Annotated in this window: 22 protein-coding genes, 1 tRNA gene and 1 pseudogene; 4 read left to right on the top strand and 20 right to left on the bottom strand. The window is 63.8% G+C overall.

Annotated features, from left to right (window positions below):
* Positions 1-202: 202 nt before the first annotated feature.
* From cpaB to CXR42_RS13310, 3 genes are all read right to left on the bottom strand, one after another.
* Positions 203-1,042: a Flp pilus assembly protein CpaB gene (gene cpaB / locus CXR42_RS13300; protein WP_103258031.1), complete on the bottom strand. Its 840-nt coding sequence runs from the start codon at positions 1,040-1,042 to the stop codon at positions 203-205.
* Positions 1,043-1,159: 117 nt separating this feature from the next.
* On the bottom strand, positions 1,160-1,360 hold the full coding sequence (locus tag CXR42_RS13305; protein WP_103258032.1) for a Flp family type IVb pilin: 201 nt from the start codon (positions 1,358-1,360) through the stop codon (positions 1,160-1,162).
* Positions 1,361-1,591: 231 nt separating this feature from the next.
* Complete coding sequence (locus CXR42_RS13310) at positions 1,592-1,798, bottom strand: hypothetical protein (RefSeq protein WP_245875445.1); 207 nt, start codon at positions 1,796-1,798, stop codon at positions 1,592-1,594.
* 346 nt (positions 1,799-2,144) lie between these two features.
* On the opposite strand from CXR42_RS13310, the gene CXR42_RS13315 reads away from it, so the two are divergent.
* Positions 2,145-3,017: a lytic transglycosylase domain-containing protein gene (locus tag CXR42_RS13315; protein WP_103258034.1), complete on the top strand. Its 873-nt coding sequence runs from the start codon at positions 2,145-2,147 to the stop codon at positions 3,015-3,017.
* On the opposite strand, the gene CXR42_RS13320 is transcribed toward CXR42_RS13315, so the two are convergent.
* From CXR42_RS13320 to CXR42_RS13330, 3 genes are read right to left on the bottom strand one after another with little or no spacing between them, the layout of a single operon-like run.
* Positions 3,014-3,304 carry a GNAT family N-acetyltransferase gene (locus CXR42_RS13320; protein ID WP_103258035.1) on the bottom strand — a complete coding sequence of 97 codons (291 nt, stop codon included), beginning with the start codon at positions 3,302-3,304 and terminating at the stop codon, positions 3,014-3,016. The two genes, CXR42_RS13315 and CXR42_RS13320, sit on opposite strands and share 4 nt — an antisense overlap.
* A complete protein-coding gene (locus CXR42_RS13325; protein WP_180996059.1) occupies positions 3,294-3,938 on the bottom strand; it encodes a 3-oxoacid CoA-transferase subunit B in 645 nt (214 codons plus the stop codon). The genes CXR42_RS13320 and CXR42_RS13325 overlap by 11 nt, the downstream gene beginning before the upstream one ends.
* A complete protein-coding gene (locus CXR42_RS13330; protein ID WP_103258037.1) occupies positions 3,935-4,639 on the bottom strand; it encodes a CoA transferase subunit A in 705 nt (234 codons plus the stop codon). The genes CXR42_RS13325 and CXR42_RS13330 overlap by 4 nt, the downstream gene beginning before the upstream one ends.
* A 115-nt stretch (positions 4,640-4,754) precedes the next feature.
* Here CXR42_RS13330 and CXR42_RS13335 point away from each other — a divergent pair, with 115 nt between their 5' ends.
* Positions 4,755-5,306: a helix-turn-helix transcriptional regulator gene (locus CXR42_RS13335; RefSeq protein ID WP_103258038.1), complete on the top strand. Its 552-nt coding sequence runs from the start codon at positions 4,755-4,757 to the stop codon at positions 5,304-5,306.
* 79 nt (positions 5,307-5,385) lie between these two features.
* On the opposite strand, the gene CXR42_RS13340 is transcribed toward CXR42_RS13335, so the two are convergent.
* Positions 5,386-6,402 (bottom strand): hypothetical protein, encoded by a 1,017-nt coding sequence (locus CXR42_RS13340; RefSeq protein WP_103258039.1) that lies wholly within the window; start codon positions 6,400-6,402, stop codon positions 5,386-5,388.
* A 108-nt stretch (positions 6,403-6,510) separates the two neighbouring features.
* Between CXR42_RS13340 and CXR42_RS13345 the strand changes: the two genes are divergently transcribed.
* Together CXR42_RS13345 and CXR42_RS13350 are read left to right on the top strand one after the other, a co-directional pair.
* Positions 6,511-6,596 (top strand) — tRNA-Leu (locus CXR42_RS13345).
* A gap of 59 nt (positions 6,597-6,655) precedes the next feature.
* A pseudogene (locus CXR42_RS13350) lies at positions 6,656-6,920 on the top strand (IS3 family transposase); the annotation flags it as partial.
* Between the two features lie 53 nt (positions 6,921-6,973).
* Here the strand turns inward: CXR42_RS13350 and CXR42_RS13355 are convergent.
* The 13 genes from CXR42_RS13355 to CXR42_RS13410 all read right to left on the bottom strand — a co-directional run bounded on the left by CXR42_RS13355 (position 6,974) and on the right by CXR42_RS13410 (position 19,971).
* The gene (locus CXR42_RS13355; protein WP_103258040.1) at positions 6,974-7,603 is read right to left on the bottom strand and encodes an MOSC domain-containing protein; all 630 of its coding nucleotides are present in this window, start codon (positions 7,601-7,603) and stop codon (positions 6,974-6,976) included.
* Positions 7,600-7,797: a hypothetical protein gene (locus tag CXR42_RS19380; RefSeq protein ID WP_146038072.1), complete on the bottom strand. Its 198-nt coding sequence runs from the start codon at positions 7,795-7,797 to the stop codon at positions 7,600-7,602. Before CXR42_RS19380 ends, CXR42_RS13355 begins: the two co-directional genes overlap by 4 nt.
* Before the next feature lie 33 nt (positions 7,798-7,830).
* A complete protein-coding gene (locus CXR42_RS13360) occupies positions 7,831-8,982 on the bottom strand; it encodes an aminotransferase class V-fold PLP-dependent enzyme (protein ID WP_180996060.1) in 1,152 nt (383 codons plus the stop codon).
* Positions 8,983-9,140: 158 nt separating this feature from the next.
* Positions 9,141-10,328: a phenylacetate--CoA ligase family protein gene (locus CXR42_RS13365; protein WP_103258042.1), complete on the bottom strand. Its 1,188-nt coding sequence runs from the start codon at positions 10,326-10,328 to the stop codon at positions 9,141-9,143.
* A complete protein-coding gene (locus CXR42_RS13370; protein WP_103258043.1) occupies positions 10,321-11,160 on the bottom strand; it encodes a gamma-glutamyl-gamma-aminobutyrate hydrolase family protein in 840 nt (279 codons plus the stop codon). The genes CXR42_RS13365 and CXR42_RS13370 overlap by 8 nt, the downstream gene beginning before the upstream one ends.
* Positions 11,157-12,110, bottom strand: coding sequence for an ATP-grasp domain-containing protein (locus tag CXR42_RS13375; protein ID WP_103258044.1), 954 nt, complete (start codon positions 12,108-12,110; stop codon positions 11,157-11,159). The genes CXR42_RS13370 and CXR42_RS13375 overlap by 4 nt, the downstream gene beginning before the upstream one ends.
* A gap of 7 nt (positions 12,111-12,117) precedes the next feature.
* Positions 12,118-13,485, bottom strand: a complete 1,368-nt coding sequence (locus CXR42_RS13380) for a glutamate-cysteine ligase family protein (protein WP_103258045.1) — start codon at positions 13,483-13,485, stop codon at positions 12,118-12,120.
* 73 nt (positions 13,486-13,558) lie between these two features.
* Positions 13,559-14,185 carry a glutathione S-transferase family protein gene (locus CXR42_RS13385; protein WP_103258046.1) on the bottom strand — a complete coding sequence of 209 codons (627 nt, stop codon included), beginning with the start codon at positions 14,183-14,185 and terminating at the stop codon, positions 13,559-13,561.
* A gap of 12 nt (positions 14,186-14,197) precedes the next feature.
* Complete coding sequence (locus CXR42_RS13390; RefSeq protein WP_103258047.1) at positions 14,198-15,139, bottom strand: nuclear transport factor 2 family protein; 942 nt, start codon at positions 15,137-15,139, stop codon at positions 14,198-14,200.
* Complete coding sequence (locus tag CXR42_RS13395; RefSeq protein WP_103258048.1) at positions 15,136-15,501, bottom strand: hypothetical protein; 366 nt, start codon at positions 15,499-15,501, stop codon at positions 15,136-15,138. Before CXR42_RS13395 ends, CXR42_RS13390 begins: the two co-directional genes overlap by 4 nt.
* A gap of 28 nt (positions 15,502-15,529) precedes the next feature.
* Positions 15,530-16,903 (bottom strand): cytochrome P450, encoded by a 1,374-nt coding sequence (locus tag CXR42_RS13400; RefSeq protein WP_103258049.1) that lies wholly within the window; start codon positions 16,901-16,903, stop codon positions 15,530-15,532.
* Positions 16,893-18,062 (bottom strand): cupin-like domain-containing protein, encoded by a 1,170-nt coding sequence (locus tag CXR42_RS13405; protein WP_103258050.1) that lies wholly within the window; start codon positions 18,060-18,062, stop codon positions 16,893-16,895. Before CXR42_RS13405 ends, CXR42_RS13400 begins: the two co-directional genes overlap by 11 nt.
* Complete coding sequence (locus CXR42_RS13410; RefSeq protein ID WP_180996061.1) at positions 18,055-19,971, bottom strand: B12-binding domain-containing radical SAM protein; 1,917 nt, start codon at positions 19,969-19,971, stop codon at positions 18,055-18,057. Before CXR42_RS13410 ends, CXR42_RS13405 begins: the two co-directional genes overlap by 8 nt.
* Between the last annotated feature and the right edge of the window lie 44 nt (positions 19,972-20,015).

Raw genomic sequence — 20,015 nt, forward strand, 5'->3', positions numbered from 1 at the left:
TGCCCTTTCGACCACGCCTCTTTTTGGGTCTTGAATGCCCATAACCAGGTCACGATGGCTTAGGAGCCGATTTTTTGCAAGAATCAAGCGTTTGTAAGGTTTTCTTGATGTGGACAAACTGCAACACGCGCAAGTTGTTGCAAATGAAAAGGGGCGCGACCCCATATGCTGTGGCCGCGCCCCCGTGAAAGTTCCAGTCCAGTCAGTCGTTGCAGGGGATCACGGTTTCGACCAGTTCGCCGCCCTTGCGCGACTTGATGGTGCAGACGCGTTCCGCTTCGACTTCCTCGACCACCTCATCGACGATGCCCAGCATCGAGCGGGTGTCGACCTCGACCCGTTCGGTCACGGCCGCTGCATCCTTGCCCACCAGCGACAGCGACAGGCGGCCCGAGCTTTGGGCCTGGGTCAGGCGCGCCACCTGTTCCGGGCTGACCGCGACGGTCACGGACTTGGCCCGGGTGTTCGACGACATCTGGCCTTCGTCGAAGGAGTCGTTCACGGCGATGATCTGCACCGAGGCTTCGATCAGGCGCGTCACCTCGCCGCTGCCGGCAGAGCCGGTCCAGTAGACGTCGACGAAATCGTCAGGCTTGACGAAGGACGACACGCCCGAGGCCACGCCCACGCGGATGGCAAAGGCGCGCTGGCCTTCTTTCAGCTTGGCCGTCAGGTTGGCAAGCTGACCCGGCTCGGTCAGGCGCGAGGCGAGGACCGGCTCGAACGCCTCGGTCGAGCGCATCACATAGCGCGGACCAGGGGCGTTTTCGGGAAACAGGGCGGCCTTGTCGCGGAAGATCGCGGCGGGCAGGCTTTTCTCGGGCCAGTAGATCACCTGGACATCCGATTCCTGCAGGGCGTCGCCATAGGCCAGCGGCTTGGCGAACACGAAGACTTCGACCAGCTTGCCGGCCTTGGCGTTGAACTCACGCTCCTTGCGGAGAAGCGCCTCGGTCTGGGCCAGGTGCTGCTGGATCAGGTAGACGGCGGCCCCTGCCAGCGCCATGCCGACAATCAGGACCAAACCGAAGATCGCTCTCATTCTTTTTCCCTCATGTCGTGGGCGTTTGTGGACTTTTCGGTTGCGACTTTAATGCGAAACGGGGCGCCCCATCAAGCTGATGGCCGGGCGCCCCATTGGTGCGATGGCGAAGGCGGCTCAGTCTTGCGACTGGGCGGCTTCCAGGTTGCTGCCGGCGACGCCGATCTGGTCGCCGATCAGCACAGCCATGTCACCGATGGCGCGGGTGATGGGCGGCATCACGACAATCGCCAGGATGACAATGCCCGAGGTCAACACGACCCAGTCCACCGTTACGGCACCGGATTCGTCCTTCAGAAACCGTTTAAGGCGATCCATGACTTCGCTCCCATGCTTTCGGCGCGATCCAGCACGCCCGTTGGTTGCAGTCTTGCGGCCGATTGAGGCGAAACTTTAGCTGACATGGGACAAATCGAGGTTTTTTCCCCCGATCCGCAGGAAACCACGATCCGCAGGAAACCTTGTGTCGCCGGCTGGGTCGCCAAAACGAGAAGGACCACGCTTCCCAGGGAAGCGTGGTCCAAAGTTCGACCTGGTGGAGGCCGAAAATCAGGGGTTCAGAGCGTCCGAAGCCACGCCCATGCGGCTGCCGGCGTTGTCGACTTCAGCGCCGATGTCCGAGGCCAGCTGCGAAACGGCCGGAGCGACGAAGTTGAAGACAACGAGGCCCAGGGTCACGACGGCGGCGGTCAGAACGACCCAGTCAACGGTCACGGCGCCGGTTTCGTCGTTCAGGAAAGCGGTGAACTTGGTCATGATTTTGTCCCTTTCAGAGGTGCTTACACTTTACTTCAACCGCTTCAGGATGGCTTCGTCTGTCTGCCGCTTCCCGTTCGGTATGGGCATATATGGCCCCCCAATCGTGGCAGCAGTTGGGAAGTGCCCGGAAGATTTTCAGCCATTTCGGTGAAAGCCCCGCTTTCTGGTCAAGTCTTTGTTTTTGTGAGAAACAATTCTTAACCGATTGTTCACCCCCTGCGACTAAAGCGTGCTTTTTCGGTCAAATCTGGCAGAAATGCCATGATTGGACCGTCAAACCGCTGGTCGGACGCCCCGGAAGCTGCGATTCTTCCGCAAAACAACGAGGCGAGCAGGCCCCGACATGACACACTCTACCCGGACGGTCGCAGCGATTCTCTGCGTCCTGCTGCCCTGCGCTGCGGCGGCAGAGGATTACACGTTCAAGCGGATCAAGGTGGGCGAAAGCCAGGCCGGCAAGCGCATCACCGTGCAGATCGACCCCGAGGAACAGGCGCGGTACCTGGCCTCGTTGCCGAAGGTCGATCCCTATCCCAAGCCCTCGGACCCGCTGCCGGCGGTCGAGGCCGACAGGGGCGACGGGCCAGAGGCGCCGGCCGCAGCGCCAGCCTCGTCCTATGCCTGGTTCTGGGACAAGGTGCCGCCGGGCCTGGCCGATGCCAGCGGGCGATTCGACACGGCGCTGGCGGCGCTGACGCAGGGACCGGACGGGACGGTGGTCGGCGCGCCACGGATGCAGCACATGCAGGCGGTGGCGGACCGGTACGGCAAGGACATCCTGCGCGCGACGCTGGACACCAATGTCTCGCCCGCGCTGGTGCTGGCGGTGATCGGGATCGAAAGTGCGGGGCGGCCCGATGCGATCAGCCATGCCGGCGCAGTCGGGCTGATGCAGCTTATCCCCGCGACGGCCGAGCGGTTCGGCGTCAGTGACAGCAGCGATCCGGTGCAGAACATCCAGGGCGGCGTGGCCTATCTGAACTGGCTGCTGAAGGAATTCGACAATGACCCGCTGATGGTCCTGGCCGCCTACAACGCCGGCGAAGGCGCGGTGAAGGCGAACCAGGGCGTGCCGCCCTATGCCGAGACGCGGGATTATGTGCCGAAGGTGCTGGCGGCCTGGCGGGTGGCGCAGGGGCTGTGCCTGACCCCGCCGGAACTGGTGACCGATCCGTGCATCTTCCGCGTCATCGCCGACACGGCCAGCGACGGCTAGACGAAGACGTCAGCCCAGTCCGGGTGCTTGCGCGCCTGGGCTTTCACGAAGGGGCACAGGGGCACGACCTTGAAGCCGTCCTTCCGGGCCGCATCAACCAGCGCCTGAACAAGGTCCAGCCCCGCGCCGGTGCCGCGAAAGCTGTCGGGGACGCCGGTGTGGTCAGCGATGATCAGTGTCGGGGTGGTGATGGAATAGGTGAGTTTCGCTTCCTCATCCCCACGGCGAAGCACGAAGCGACCCTTGGTCGCCCCGTGTTCGCGCGTGATCTGGGGATCAGTCGACAATCGTCGCCTCGGTCGCGGCGCGAAGCTCGGCTTCGGTGACGCCGGGGGCGAGTTCGACGATGTGCAGGCCCTTGTGGCCCACGTCCAGGACGCCAAGGTTGGTGATGATGCGGTCCACCACGCCCTTGCCGGTCAAGGGCAGGGTGCAGGCCTTCAACACCTTCGACTCGCCGTGCTTCGAGGTGTGGTCCATCACCACCACCACGCGGCCCACGCCCGCCACGAGGTCCATCGCCCCCCCCATGCCCTTGACCAGCTTGCCGGGGATCATCCAGTTTGCCAGGTCGCCATTCTCCGCCACTTCCATCGCGCCAAGGATCGCCATGGCGATCTTGCCGCCGCGGATCATCGCAAAGCTTGTCGCGCTGTCGAAATAGGCAGTTTGCGGCAGTTCGGTGATCGTCTGCTTGCCGGCGTTGATCAGGTCGGCGTCCTCTTCCCCCTCAAACGGGAAGGGGCCCATGCCAAGCATCCCGTTTTCGGACTGCAGGGTCACGCTGATCCCTTCGGGGATATAGTTCGACACCAGTGTCGGGATGCCGATCCCGAGGTTGACATAGGTGCCATCGCGCAGTTCCTGCGCCGCGCGGGCGGCCATGCCGTTGCGATCCCAGCCTTTTGCTTCGCTCATCATGCGTTCTCCCGCTTGCGCACGGTGCGCTGTTCGATCCGCTTCTCATGCTGTCCGGCGATGATGCGTTGGACGTAGATCCCCGGCAGATGGATCGAATCGGGGTCCAGGCTGCCCAGCGGCACGATCTCCTCGACCTCGACCACACAGGTCTTGCCGCAGGTGGCGGCAGGCACGTTGAAGTTGCGCGCGGTCTTGCGGAAGACGAGGTTGCCCGAGGGGTCTGCTTTCCAGGCCTTGACGATGGCAAGGTCGGCCACGATTCCGCGTTCCAGGATATAGGTCTTGCCGTCGAAGTCGTGGTGTTCCTTGCCCTCGGCGATCACGGTGCCGACGCCGGTCGCGGTGTAAAAGCCGGGGATGCCCGCGCCGCCGGCCCGCATCCGCTCGGCCAGGGTGCCTTGCGGGTTGAATTCAAGCTCCAGCTCTCCCGAAAGATACTGGCGCATGAATTCCGCGTTCTCGCCGACATAGGACGAGATCATCTTCTTGACCTGCCGGGTTTCCAGAAGGACCCCCAGGCCGAAACCGTCGACGCCCGCGTTGTTCGAGGCCACCGTCAGGCCCTTGACGCCCGAGTCGCGGATCGCGGCGATCAGAAGTTCAGGGATGCCGCAAAGGCCGAAGCCCCCGGCGGCGATCAGCATGCCGTCCTTCAACAGCCCGTCCAGCGCCGCGGCGGCGCTGGGAAATACCTTGTTCATTTGTTTCTCCCCCCATCGCGCCAAAGGGCGCGGAGCATTGCCGCAATGGTGAAAGATTGCGCAGCGGGCCACCATCCGTAAGAATACGTAGGCCCATACGTAGAAGGTCCGCACAATGGATTACGAACGCCTGGCCTTTCGCCATGCCCCGGATGCGACGCTGGTCCTGGCCGACCGGGTGATCCTGCGCGCGTCCCTGCGGGTCGAGGCGGTGTTCGGCTGGCGGCCGGGGGAACTGGAGGGGCAGTCGATCCGGGTGCTGTATCCCGGCCAGACCGATTACGAGGTGATCGGCGACCGGGCGCGCAAGGCCATGGCCGCGGCCGAGGTCTACCGCGACGAACGCTTCATGCGGCGCAAGGACGGGCAGGTCGTGTGGATGGAAGGCCACGGCACCGCGCTGGACCGCGCGGACCCGCAGCGGCTGGCGGTCTGGACCTATCGCCCGCTGGAGGGCGAGGGGCCGGCGGGCGCGCTGACGCCGACGGAACGGCGGATCGCGCGGTACCTGGTCAACGGCTTCACCTCGAAGGAAATCGCGCTGGCCACGGGAAGCTCGCCCCGGACGGTGGAGGTGCATCGGGCGAACATGATCCGCAAGCTGGGGGTGCGGAACAGTTTCGAACTGGTCAGCCGGTTGTTGTCCGCACCGGGGGCGGAGAAATGACCCGGGACGGCTCGTCGATGGCTGCGCCACTCCTCGCAGATGCGCCGAGGAGGAGACGAAGTCGAACGAGGAGGAGGTCCTAGCAGCACTGCCAGCGGTTCAGGAAGGCCGTGGCATTGTGCTGGATATAGTCGATCTGCACCTTGTCATCGCCGTCGCCCTTGCAGAACTGGCCGTGTGCGTACCAGTCCAGTTGCAGGGTCAGGTTGTCGTCGGCCGCCTCCAGCGCCGCGGCGCGCAGGGTTTCCGGGAAGCGGCCGGGCCAGCGGTCGCACAGAAGGACGAAGCGGGTCAGCGCCTCGGACCGGCAGGCGATGGGGGTGGATTGTCGGCGGTCGCGATAGCCGGGGCGGTCAAGGATCGCGGTGATCAGATCGGTGATATAGCCGACCAGCCGTTCTTCGCCCACCAGACCACGCTCGGCCGCTTCGCAGGCGGCATAGGCCATCCAGTGGCTTTGTTCGGCCAGGCCGTAGCGGCGGGCCAGAAGCGCCTCGGTCGCGGCAAGGGTGCCGGGGTCGGTCTGGTCCGTGGTGAAGAGGCCAAGCAGAAGCTCTCCGGTGTAATAGTCGCTGCGGAAGGGCAGGATGGCGCCGTCCGCGAACTGCCGCTTGTGCAGGAAGTCGTGTCCGTCGCGCTGGGCGCGGCCATAGGCGGCAAGGGTCGCGATGGTCTGGCCCAGGGGCAGGGGCGTGGCCTGCGGCAGCCCGGTTGCGCGGCGGTAGGCGTCCAGCATCACCAGGGCCAGCCCGATGCCGCCGGTCTTGACCGCGCCCTTGGTCACCAGGGCCAGCGTCGGCTGGTCCAGCCAGTCGGGCTGCTGGAACTTGTCGGCCGCATAGCGCACCGCGCGGGCGATGGCGGCGCGGTCCGGCGCGGGCAGGTCCAGCCCAAGCTCGTTCACCGCGCGCAGCATGAACCACAGCGTGCCGCAGTGGCGCAGCATGTTGTAGCCGTCCAGCGGCTGGTCGGGCGCGCCGGCAGGATGGGCATAGATGAAACGACCCTCGGGCTGGATCAGCCGAAGAAGGTGCGCAAGGCTTGCCTCGACGATTGCGCGCAGGGCGTCGCGGGGTGCGGATTCGGCATAGGCCATCGGACCCTCCTGCCGCTGACCCTAGCGGGTGTGGGCAAGCTGTCAAATGTCGCGGGGCGGGCGTGGGGGCTTTCGGCCCGGCGCGAAGTGGTTATGCTGCGCCCGCCCGCCCGCGTGGTGGAATGGTAGACACTGGGGACTTAAAATCCCTTGGCCGTAAGGCCGTGCCGGTTCGAGTCCGGCCGCGGGCACCAGAGATTTCCATTTTCTCCATCATAAACAATGCTTTCATTGAACCTAGAAAGCCAGCCCGCTGAAGGCCAAGGATGGCGGGATGGACCTGTCCTACGCCAGGCGGCCGAAGCAACCGGGAACGCGATGCAGAACCGTCTGGCGGGTGCTATGCGCGACAATGTTGTGCTGAAGGATCTGTCGGGAAAGCCCTGACGACGCCGGTGCACCGGCGGAACGCGGCGTTTCGAGCAATGAGGGATCGCCCGGTCTCGCTACACCGGGCCTGCGTCACGATCGGTGTCGATCCGAGGACGGTGCGGCGCGAGGGGCCGCCCTATCGCCCCACTGCAACCCAGGCACGTGGCAGAGTGTTCCAGGGCCAATCGTCCAGATTGCTTCACGGCATATGGGGGTAAGGCGGCTGCGACGGTACATGGACGGTGACCGTGGCATTGGCCGTAATCAGGCCGGGCCGTTCCACCCAGGCGCAAACCCCCCTCCGATAGGCCGCTGCTTGACGAAACCCGGGGTGCCCGGTTGCTGGTGTGTCAATCAGGCGGGCTGGATGATTGCAGGGCGCATTCTCAAGATCGACGACAAGAGCCGCCCCGGATGAAAACAGCAACCGCGTCGATGGCGGCAGCAGCGACAGCGCCGGAATTCCGCAAAGCCGGATTGTCGCCCCCAGCGCCGCCGGCGAAACCTGGGCAATCCCCATGATCTGCGCCACTTCGGCCAGTTCCTCGTCACTTACAATGGTGATCTGCCTTGTGTTGCGGATCATCGTGCCTGGGGCATAGACCAGCGACAGTCGCATGCAGGAGGCGCGGTCGATGCCATGATGACTGTCCCCAACCGCGCCGCCGGCGTCTGCCACGATCTCGTCGACCTGCGCCGAAGCAAGGCTTGCGGCCCTGTCACGCACCAGTCCAAGATAGGTCACCTGTCCGGTGACCTTCAACTGGACGAAGAAAGGAGGCCGCCGGGCGTCCTGGGCCGTGAGAGAGCCGATGGATTGATCGGTCATGTTGCCCGACCCAAAGCGGAAAAAAGAAACATGACCGCGGCGATGACTGCGTACAGGCCAAGCACATAGACGCAGCAGCGCCAGTCGGGGACAACAAGGCCGGTGCCGCGGCAGGTCGTGCAGCCCTGCAACGGGCGCAGGTGGCCGCGCGCATCCACACAGTCAGGACAGAGTAACGGTTGTTCATAGGACATGGCTGCGCTCACTTCCTGTTACTGGAAAACGGATCAAGGCTTGCAGAAGACCGCGATGTCACTCAGCGCACCAAGAAAGGCGGTGACATCGTCCAACGTGTTGTAAAGGTGCAGCGAGGCACGCAACGCGGGTTCCGCGCCGACATGCTGATAGAACGGCTGGGCACAGTGATGCCCATGCCGCAATGAGATCTGATAGCTGTCCGACAGGATCTCGGCCATTTGTCCGAGGTTCATTTCCGACCGTGGGACAAAGGTCACGATGCCGGTGTTCTTCCTGCCCGGCGCAAAAGGCATTGCAAAGGCCGGAATGGCCGCAATGCCGGCGCGCAGCGTTTCGGCCAGGGTTGCGACATGGGCGGCGATGCGGTTGACGCCGATCCCTTCGAGATAATCGACCGCCGCACCAAGGCCAACCGCGCCTTCGGCATTCGGGCTGCCCATCTCGAAGGCCTCTGGTCCGGTTTTCTGCACGAAATGCGTCGGCCCGACATATTCAACCGTGCCGCCGCCATGGCGCCGCGCTTGCAGGATGGCGGCGCCCTCGTCACTCATCGCAAGCACGCCGATGCCCGAGGGGCCGAGCATCTTGTGGCCCGAGAAGGTGCAGAAGGTGCAACCCATTTCGGCCATGGACAAGGGCAGGTGCCCCGCCATCTGCGCCGCATCGATCAACAGCAGAATGCCTGCGGCCCGGGCAATTTCGGCAATGTCTGCGACAGGCTGAACCGCACCGCTGACATTCGAGGCCGCAGTAACGGCGATCAGCCTTGTGCGCGGGGTAATGGCTTTGCGCAGGGCATCAAGGTCGATCATGCCATTGGCATCGATGCCCACCGTGACCACCCGCGCCGCCTGCCGCCAAGGCAGGAGGTTCGAATGATGCTCCATCGCCGAAACGATGACCTCGTCGTCTGGCGCAAGATCAAGCCCTTCGGCCACGCGCAGGATGGCATCCGACGCGTTCAGCGTGAAAACGATCTGGTCGGGCCGCGCCCCCACAAAGCCGGCAACCCGCGCCCGGGCCGCTTCGAACTTTGTCGTGGCCCGTTCCGATACGGAATGGCCTGCGCGGGAAATCGCGCCGGTACTGGTTTCGTAAAAGGCGCTGACCGCGTTGATCACGCTGCGGGGTTTCAGCGCCGTCGCGGCACTGTCCAGATAGATCAACTGGCCCGACAGCATCGGAAAGTCCGCGCGGCAAGGCCGCCCGGACGGCAACATGAGATGCCCGGCGGGAAAGGCACTTGCCGCTTCGGCCGCTGGGGTGAGCGGCGCGAGGGGAGGGACGGCAACAAGGTCTTGAGGCACAATCATGACAGGGTTCTCCGTTCTGGACAGGCTCAGACGTGCTTGATGGCGGCGAACTTTCCGGACCCTTCGGGCGCTATTTCGGTCACGCAGCGCACAGTGGTCGCCCGCCCGTTGCCCATCAGACCGCGCACCGCCTGTTCCCAGGGCGCAGGGTCGGTTGCAGGATCCGACACGGCCAGCAACTCAACCGAAGTAGCGTTCCAGCGCATCTGGAACTGTGCCGGCGCCGCCCCCGTCGCTTCAAGCGCGCGGTCTACGTCACGCGGGGTTACAAGGCCGCCGTCATCGTCGCGTGCGCAATCCTTCAGCCGCCCGGCGGTGGCGATGGGCCGGTCGGGGGCATCCGCGTCCACGGCCAGAAGATCGCCGGTTTCATAGCGCACCAGCGGCATATGCCGATTTTTCGACGTGGTGATCACCAGACGACGAAGATCAGGGCGGCCGGCAACGGGCAAAAGCTCGATCACGCTACTGTCGGCCACGGGTTTGAAACCGTCGTCGGTCTGCACGAAGGCATAGCCGAACTCTGTCGCGCCAAACAGATCATGAGTCTTTGCGCCAAAGAAGGATTCAACCTGCCGGCGCGCGGCCGAGGACGCAAAGTCATAGCTGACCGTGAGCACGCGGGGGCGGTGCCGGGGCGGGGCAATCCCGAAAGCTGCCGCCTTGCGGGCCAGAATGGCGCCATAGCCACCATGCATGTCCAGATAGGCGGGTTGCCAGCGATCAATCTCGTCCACGATCCGCGCGACGTCAGCGGCGCTCCAACGGTTCGGGTCAGGCGCGGTGTTCAGGTGGAGCGTCTTGCCGATGATCCGCTGGTCATAGGTGGGATTGTCGCGCCAGCACACCGCCGAGGAACAGACGCTGGTGGTCAGCACCGCCTTCTGGGTCTGTGCCGGATCCATCAGCGCCAGTTCCGGGTGGACGGCATAGGTCCGCCGGTATTCCGATTGCCACCAGTTGCGCTCGCGTACGATCTGAAGCCGGTCGCCCGAAGTGCCCGAGGTGGAGGCATACTCTACCTCGTCCGCCGCGATGGCCGCCCGCAGCGCAGGGGTCATCCACATCATCGGAAACTGCCCGTTCAGCTGCGCCTTGGTGAGGATCGGCAAACTGGCAAGCGCCTGCGGATCATCCAGCGGAATTTCGGCCGGATAGCCGGAGTAGACCGGGATATCGTTCAGGCGCAGGGCCATGTCTTTCGCATCAAACATGGGACATCCTTTCTGTTTCGGCCGGCTCGCGGGCGGTGCTGCGATCGGCGGCGGCGGTGACAAAGGCGGCGAACAACCGTTCGGTCTGCGGGAAATTTCGGCGGGTCTTTTCGGGATGCGATTGCAGCCCGAAGATGAAGGCGCCCTCGGCGTCCTCGATCGCTTCGACCAGGCCGTCAGGGGCGTGGCCTGCAGCGACCAGGCCGGTGCCAAGCCGCTCTATCCCCTGGTGATGCACCGATGAGACGGTGACCTCTGGCGTGCCAAGAATGCCTGCCATCCGGCTTTTGGGCTGCAGAATCATCGGGTGATAGGGGATCCAGCCGTCGTTTTCGACGAAATGGCCCAGCCCCTCGGGCAATTCCTGGATCAGCGTGCCGCCCCGCGCCACATTGATCACCTGCATCCCTCGGCATATGCCAAGGATCGGCTTTGAGGCGGCTTCCATCATCTTGAAGAGCGCGATTTCCATTGCGTCGCGCCGCACATCCGGGGCCATGATCGCCGGACGCTTGCCGGGCGTGCCCACGCCTTCGGCGGCGCCATAGGTCACAGCGGGCTGTTCCCCATAGCGCAATGGATGCACATCGCGTCCCGGCGGCAGCAACAGCCCGTCGCAGAGGTGGATGATCTGCATGGCATCGGCCGGTGTCATGCTGTCGGGCAGCACCAGCGGGATCCCGCCATGGTCGCGCACCAGCGCAAGGATCGCGTCGGAAACGCAGCACACGATCTGACGCGCGGAAAAATTCACGGCGGCGTTGACGGTCCCGCCGACGATGGCGATGACGGGGGCCTTCTGTCCCGACCGGATTGGTGATGCGGCGGTCATGCGATGCGCCGTTCCGCGACGGGCGCGCGCGACAGCCGGTCAAGATGGTCGGTCAGGATTTCCAGCTTGCGCGCATCAAGGGCGTAGCTTGGATCCACCTCGCGCAGAGAGGTCTTGGGGCTGACCCGCATCGCCTCTTCCACAAAGATCCCCAGGATCGGGTTCACTTCGACCACCGTCACCCGGCCGTTGCGTTCATCCCGCAGGAAATCGACGATGGAATACTCAAGTCCGATGGCGCGGGCCGCATCTTCGGCCAGGCCACGCAGCGCCGTATCGGGCGGGTTCGGCGTCATGATTCCGCCCGAACTGACATTGGTCTTGAACGCATGTGTGCGGCGCCTGGAGTAGCCGCCGATACCGGTGCCGGCGGCAATCTCGACGCGCATGTCCAGATCGCCGAAGGGGATGAATTCCTCGCAATAGTAATTGTCGACACCGGTTTCGATCTGGCAGAAATCGGCAAGCTGGCCGGCATCGGTGAATCGCACGATCCCATAGCCCCCGTGGCGGGTGCGCGGTTTGACAACCAGCGACCCCCAGTCGCGGATCAAGGCGGCGGCATCACGCGCCAGGGCCCGAGGTGTCAGCAGGACCGAGCGTGGCACGCTGATGCCGGCGTTGCGCAGCATCTGGTTCGCGGTCGGCTTGTCGCGCGCGGCATCATAGGCCCCGGGCGTATTGACCACCCGGACGCCCGACCGTTCCAGTGCATGCAACTGATCGGCCTGGTTCGGGCTTTGGCGGTCTGCGTCCATGTAGAAGAACACGTCCAGCGCCGACAGGTCGCGCCCGTCCTGGGTGAACACGCGGCCATCGCGCGTTGCGCTTTCGCGCATGTCGATCTTGCCGACAACCCTGTGACCCAGCGCCTCGAGCCGCGCTGTCAGGCGCGCCTCGATCGATGCGCCGCCGTCGTTATCGTACATGGAAAGGCCGATCTCTGCCATGATGTGTCTAAGCCCCCTGTGCTTGCAATTGGGCCGCGGCCGGGTTCGTGCGCTGGGCAGCCCGCTGGAACAGCGGCTCTAGCAGCACGGCTTCGTCAAAGCCGCGGGCCTGCAACCCTTGCCGGGCGAAGGCCAGCGTGGTCTGGCAGATCTCGTCCAGCGGCCGTTTCAGCATATCGGTCGGCATGGCCCAGCCGTGCTGGGCGGCGGTCGCGCGAAGGTGCATCGGATCGGCGTCGCCCGTCACCTCGGCCAGATAGCGAGCGACAGGTAGCGCCAGCGCGCCGAGCCCAAGCGTGAATGCGGCCGGCGCCAGGATCGCATCACGCGGTTGCAGGCAATCGCCCCGCACCTCGATCGTGCCATAGGCGGTGGGAACGGCATGTCCGTAGGCCCGGTAATGGCGGGCGTCCTCGGGCGTCAGGCGCAATTGGGTTATGATCGGCACGCCACCCAGATCGCTGCGTGCGGTTACATGGGGATAGGCGTCAAGACGTTCCAGCGGCACGGGATCAAAGCTCCAGACCGTCTGGCCCCGGCGCGCCATGAAAAGCCCCTGATGCGCCTGGGTGCGGAGAAACTGGTCGATATCCTGCGCCAACTCGCGCGGCGCATAGCTGCCAAGCCCGCCAAAGGCCGAACTGCGCCACAGGTGGTCGCGTGAGACCAGATGGGTTTCACCGCCCCATGTCCCGGCCGAGTTCGCCATCAACAGGGCCGCAACAAAGCCCGCGCGGCGGAAGGTTTCGGACAAAAGCGGCGCCGTGGCCGCACAGGCATCGACATGGGTCTGGCACGAGGCGATGAAGCCGGTAAAGCGGTGATAATCGCCCCCGCGCGTCGCGCTTTTCAGAAAGCGGTCGATGGCCCGGTAATGTGGTGTCGGCAAGGGCGGCGCGGTGCGCGACCAGGCCTGCGGATGCAACCCGCTGTCGCCAAGATACAGGCCAAGATCGGCCAGAACCGCATCCAGCGCACCGAGGACCTTGCCCAAAAGATCCGACAGCGCAAGGCAATCGCGCGCCGGGGCCAGGGCAATCTCAAGGACCGCGCGGGCGTATTCATAGCCGATTGTCACTTGGCCGTCGGTCGTACGGACGGTGATTACCTCGCCCGTGTCGCTGCGCCCGACCACCTCCAGCCCCAGGGCGGTGGCAATCCTGCCTACCACGTCATCCTCGATGGTCAGGGCCTGCCCGGTCCGGGTGCAAAGCGGGAACTCCAGCTCGACCCCTACCTGGGAATGCGCCACCTGCGGCCGGTTCAGGATCGCCGCATAGCGCGCTGCCAGGACGTCGCGCACCCGGGCGCCGCCCGAATGGGGAACCGCGGGCCAGGCTACGGGATCATCGAAGGCAATCGCAAGTTTCTGCATGATGCACTCTCAATTTCTGGGGGAGATCCCGTGCGACGCCCGTCACCGGGGCAACAGGCGTCGCGAGGTGATGTCAGGCCGCTTGCAGGGCTGCAGGCGCGGCGGACGGCCGGCTGAGCATCGTTTCGCGCCACACTTTCAGGTAGGGATGGCGGGCGAACAGATCCGGCCCAAGCGCCTGGACAAGGCTTTCGGTGTACTGGACGAAGCACAGGTCAGCGAGCGTCACCTCGTCCCCGGCCAGGTAGGGCGTCTTTTCCAACTGCGCCTCAAGCGCATCATAGACGACCATCACGTCGCGGGTGGCCCGCTCTACGACTGCCTCGTCTGTCGCCATTCCGTACATCGGTGCGAACAGTTTCTGGAACACCACGTCATAGGCTGCCGGGGTGAAGTAGCAGGCATCAACGCTGATCCATTGATCCATCAGGCCGCGATCTGACAGGGCCTGTGGAACGAGGGGGAGGTCCGGACGCTTGGCGGCAAGATAGCGCAGGATGGCCCGAACTTCGTAGATGCGGGTGTCACCGTCCTCAAGCACGGGGACACGGCCAAAGGGATGGCGTGCCAGATGTTCGGGGGACTTGTGTTCGCCCTTGGACAGATCGACCAGAACGAACTGTGCATCCTGTCCGGTTTCATGAAGCGCCATCAGGGCGGTCTTGGTGCAGGCGCTGTGCGGGTTTCCGTAAAGCTTCATTCTGCGTGCTCCTTATTGTGCCTGTTTCGCGCCGACGCCAAGCTGGTAGCCCATCTCGATCGAGTTCCCGAAGGACCAGCCCTTGTCGATCTTGCCGTCTGGGGTGAAGGAAATGACGTCGATGTTGTCGACGATCACGAACCGGTTCGAGGCCGGGATCCCCATCAGCTCGCCCTTGTGCCTGGCGGTGAAAATGCCCTGGTGGATCACGAACTGATTGTTGCCCCAGACGTTCACGGACTTGATCTCGGGGTCGCCGAAGGCGCTGCGCAGCATGGCAAAATCCGAAGCCGAGTGTTTCTTGCCGACGGCAAGCCCCGGTGCCATCTGGTCATCCCAGGCGATGTCGTCGGTCATGTAGTCCAGCCACGGCTGCAACTGTCCGCCAAGCAGGTAGCTGTGATAGGTCCGCAGGTGCCGGATATTGGCCGCTTCGGCATCGGTCCGTCCCGCAACAAAGATCTCGGGTGCGGTGGCATGTGGGGGAATCTCGCGGCCCGGCTCGGCCCCGGCGCCCAGTTGCTTCAGGACACCATAGGGGTCCCAGTAGGTGCATTCCTTGATGATCTTGCCGTCTTCGCCGAACCAGAAGACCGAAGCGCCCATGACGCCGACCTGCTTGCCGCTGGCCGGCACGCCCAGATAGTCGGCGTCCTGCGTCGCGTGCCAGGTCCACACCGCAATCATGCAGCGGTCCTGGATGAACCGGTACGTGTCGGCGATGCTTTGATTGCCGAAGGTTTCGAAATGACGCGCCATGACATCGCGGATTTCCGTGCGGCCAATCGCGTCCGGCGTGCCGGGATTCACGCGGATCGCCGCCGGTGCAAACAGCGCGCCCAAGGCATCTGCGTCGCGGCTGCGAAAGGCCTTCAGATAGGCCTCACGCGCGCCGATGATGTCGAAATCGGTTGCCAGGGCCGCTTTGGTGCGGATGGACGTTGCCTCGTTCATTCTGCAAGCTCCTTTGTCAGGGTGACGTGATCCAGAAGGGTTTCAGGCATGGGCCCCTCGCTTGGGGCTTCGAAATCGATGTTGAAGATTTCGCGGTTGCGTTCTTTCATCCAGACATCGAACGGGTGCCGCGAGACGGCGAGCGCGGCAAAGGCGCTGCCAAGGTCCTTGGCCGCCAGAAACATCAGGCAATGCGCCTGCCCGCCGATTTCCTGCAGATACCAGCGTTCTTCGCTTGCCCCGACCCGGGCGAGAAAATCGTTGAATTGGTCCCGTTTGGGTCCGGTCAACTGGGCGGCCAGTTCGCGCAGGGCGCCCTCCTGGCCCGGCACGATGGGGAAAGCCATGTTCATCGTCTGCATCGCAAGATCCTTTCGCTGTGACTTCGGGTTAAGGACGTTTCTCGACGCGCAGACGCACGCCGGGATCAGAGGTCATGAAAAGCCGCGCCCGCAGATTGAGGCGTGTGTTTTCAGTGACATGGAAGGTGTATGACCGCGCGAGCATCGCCAGGATCATGCGGCCTTCTGATTCGGCCAGATGCATCCCGATGCATTTGCGCCCGCCCGCACCAAAAGGGATGTAGGCGAACTTGTGAATCTTGGCGAAGCGGTCTGGCAGAAAGCGGTCGGGATCGAAGGCCGAGGCGTTTTCCCACAGCCGTTCGCTGCGATGCATGCACCATTGTGCGATGATCAGATCAGCGCCCTTCGGGATCAGGTAATCCTTGAAGACGTAATCCTTCAGGCAGATCCGGCTCATGGCCCAGGAGGACGGAAACAGCCGAAGGGATTCCCGGAAGGCCCTGTCGTTCAGGTCCAGGGCGAAAAGCCCGGTGAAATCCAGGGTCTCGATCGCAACCGGATCAAGCTCGGCGCGCAATCGGTCGGCGAATTCGGGGTTCGATGCCAGAAGGTAAAAGCCGAAGGCCACGGCATTGGCCGTCGTCTCATGGCCCGCCAGGAACATGTTCATCACTTCGTGGCGGATCTTCTCATCTTCCAGCCCCTCGCCGGTTTCGGGATCGCGCGCGTCCATCAACAGCGAGAGAAGATCGGGGCGCCCGGCTTTCGGAGTGTTGCGGCGCTGCCGGATGATGCCGTCAATCATCTCTTCCATGAACTGGCGCGCCGCATAGAAGGCCTTGATCCGGGGATCATTCTCGTCTTCGGCCTGCTGGACGGGCGACCAGAGTCGGTACACCGAGTAGAGTTGCAGCAGTTCGAGGTTCTTGATGATCTCCTTCGAGAAGGCGTCGATGTCGGTCGAGAAAAGGCAGCGGATCACGATGCGTAACGTCAGCCGCTTCATTTCCTCGGTAACGTCGACTTCGCTGCCGCTTTGCTGATCCCAGTCGGCCATCGTTTCGCCGATGCTTTGGCGAAAGATGTCGAAGAACGTGGACACGGACAGCCGCGTGAAGACCGGGTTGGCCATCCGGCGGTGCTTCTTCCACTGTGGCCCGATCAGGGTGGACAGGCCCTTGCCGATGGCGGGGCTGATCTTGTCCATGACTTCGGGGTTCTTGGAGAAGTTGCCGGCGTCATCCAGGATGATCTTCTGCACCAGCTCTGGATCGGTCACGGCGTAGATGTTGACGCCAGGAAGGAAGGCGATCTCGCCATAGTCACGGGTGATCGCATCGAACAGTGTCAGCGGGTTGTCCATCAGCTGATGCGCGACGGCTTCGGCCTGGTCGTCGGCCGGACCCGGGGGGCGGCGCAGGGTCATGGCCAGATCGGCGTGCGACAGGTCATTGCTCATTCTGGGATTCCCATGGGTTATGGCCAAGAACGACCGGAGGTTGATTGACGGCGAAGAAGTTGAAGGACCACGACAAGGTCGCGTTGCGCACCTGATGCCACCATCCCGCCGGCAGATAGATGGCGTCGCCTTCCTCCAGCGAGACGTCGATCCGGGCGGCAAGCGTTTCGGGTTTCAGCACAGGCGCTGCTTCTGGCTCGATGCCCAGATAGCGACCGCTTGGCTGGTAGAAGGGATTGCCGCCAAGCCGCTGCGGCAGCATGTCCGCGGCATGGTGTGGCGCGATCAGCGACAGGTTCTTGCGGCCAAAGGCCTGAACGATGAAGTTGTCCACCATGTCCCGATGAAAGTTCAGCCCGGTGCCTGGCGGTCCGATCCACATCCGGGTGTTGGCGAATGCCGAGGGAGGGAACTGCGGCGGCAGGCCCACCACGCTGGCCATGGCTTCGGGGATCGCATTGGCCGCAAGATAGGGGCGATTGCCGGCATCCCCGGTCAGGTCACGGATGCTTTGCACATAATCGTGCAGGGTCGAGGTTTCGTACTGTGCCGGGCTGTCCGGCCCGTGCTCTCGCCGCAACAGCGACACGGGAATATCCCGCGCGGCATCGAGGAGCTTGTCGAAACCCGCCCGCCGCATCGGCCAGTCATTCGCCATGCCAGCGATAAGAACCGGCGTTCCCTGTTCGGCCAGAGCGCGAAAACCCTGCGTATCCGAGGCGTCGATCCGGTCCAGTCGCGTGCAGAGATATCCGGGGCGCGGCTGTTCGACAGAGGCGATCGCCGCGTCGGTCAGATACCAGCGCGCAAGGATCAGCATGATGGCATATTGCAGCACCTTCAAAGGGTTGGCGCCGGCATCGACCTGTGACAACCGGATGCGCCCGGTGTTCAGCAAAGTCATCACGTCAGAGCGTGCAGTCTCGAGGCTGTGGAAATCCTGGGGGGACATTGCCGCCGCGAAAGCGGGTGCTGCCGGTAGAGCGGCCGTGACACGCAACGCTTCCGCCTCGATGACGATACCAAGCGTCTCGTCGCCGACCGACAGCACAAAGCTGGTTTGCTGCCCGTTGAAGTAGGACGACGGGATCCGGGCGGCGCGGGCAGTCAGATGCTGGGCCAGCGGGTTGCTGGCAGGCACGGGCGTTACCTTATTCATTCTCTGGCACCTCCTGTGGGAGAAAGGTCAGGTCGCGGAATGTCTCGCTGTGGGTGAAGTTCGCGTAGGTCTCGACCCAGCCCAGAAAGCTGGCTGCGACCGGGGAAAGCCGCGCAACGAAAGCGTCATAGGCCGCCCGCGTGGGAAACTGCCGATAGAGAGCTGCGGTCACCGCATATTCGGAGATGCCGAACGGGCCGGCCATAAGGTCGATCTGCGGCAAGGCACGGCGGACAGGCGCGGTCGCTTCGGGCTGCCGCGCAAAGTAAAGACGCAGCGCGTCGCAGGCTGCCGCTTCGATCGCGGTTTCCGAAAGGTCGGCGCTTTCCGAGGTCGCCGCCCCGTCCTTCGAGAGCCCCAGTTGCGCCAGCGCCTCGACACCGACCACGGTGGCCAGGTGCTTCGGATCGACCCTGTCGCGCAGGAAACTTGCCCATTTCGGGGTGGTGCGCCAAACCCGCGACATGAAGGTCGCAGCCAGATGGTCAAGAAAGGCGATCACCGCCCCTTGCGTGCCCAGCTTTTCCATCAGTAGGGGCGGAAAGTGAAAGGAAGGCGCGGTAATGTCGGGTGCCGCCAAACCGCCCGCCCGGCCATAGGTCACCGTGGTGGACTGATCGAAGAACGCGGCAGTTCCATCGGTCGGAAACACGCGCGTCGAGGGGATCACATAGCCCTCGCCATAATTTGCCTGAAGGCCAGAGGCTTCCAACCGGGCCAGAGTGATCGGGATGGTCTCGGCATCCATATGGGCATTGCCCAGGAAGAACGAGATCAGACCCTCGAACCGATCCGGGCTGTTGGCGGTGAACTTTCGTTCACTATCGACGACATCGCCATTGGCCGCACCGCGGGTGTCGATCATCGCCTTCATGAATTCCAGCGCCTGTGCCGCCTTGTAGGGCACCCTTGCGCGGCGCAGATTGGTATCGTCCAACGACAGGATATCGTTGATCGCGCCTGTGTAACCGGCGCGCTTCAGGGTCCGCAGCTCGTCCCGGTTCAGTGAGGGCAGCGAGTAGCCGGACCAACGGATTGCGCGCGGTCCGGGAAACCTTTCGTTAAGCCGGATCACCCGCTCGGCAAGTTGCATGGCGAAATCCGTGCCCTTGATGTTCATCTCGGAACACACGAACCAGAAGTCGCGAAAGCCGTTGGCGAGAAGGTAGTCAAGCTCGCCCTCGACGACATCCACGTCACGGAAGCGGGTGGTTTTGCCCTTTACGGCCGGTTCGGTGCAGAAAAAGCACGAGAAGGGGCAGCCGCGCGAAACTTCGACCGCAATGGTGGGGGGATCGGCGCTGAACAGCTTGTCGCCGTAGAAGGCGCGAATGTCGGTCAGGGCTGCATCGGTATATTCGCGGTTTGCCGCAGGGGCGGCGAACTTGCGCGGATTGTGAATTATGCCGCTGTTCTGACGATGTATCAGGTTCGGGATATTGCCCAGGTCGCGCCCCTGCAAGACATCCGAGAAGCGTGCCATGACCCAGTCCGGGCAGCCTGCAACCCCCAGATCGATGTCCATATGCTGCATCAAGCGCTCGGCGTGGGTGGTGAAGCCGAACCCGCCCATCAGGATCGGCACATCGGTCAGATCGCGCAGGATCGACGTCAGGCGCCGGCTGTCCTCGACCGGAAAATAGGTGCCAATTCGTGCGGCAGACGGCCCGGTATCCGGCGTGCGGTAATCAGACAGATCGACGGTATCGGCCTGGCGCAGATGGATGCCGATGGACCGGGGCCGCAGGCGCGTGACAAGGTCGGTAATCCGGGCAACCCAGTCGCTGACGAACAGCAGGTCCTGGGTTACTATGTTCAAGCCGTGCCGCCGACCGACCTCGCCCAGCTGGATGAAGGCATAGGGGTAGATCGGTCGCCAAGCGAGGTTGGAACAGTTGAGCATCAACATGTCCACCTCCTGCGGTCTGTTCCGGCTGGGTTGAAAGTTCATGG

The organism is Tabrizicola aquatica, assembly GCF_002900975.1.
Lineage (GTDB): Bacteria > Pseudomonadota > Alphaproteobacteria > Rhodobacterales > Rhodobacteraceae > Tabrizicola > Tabrizicola aquatica.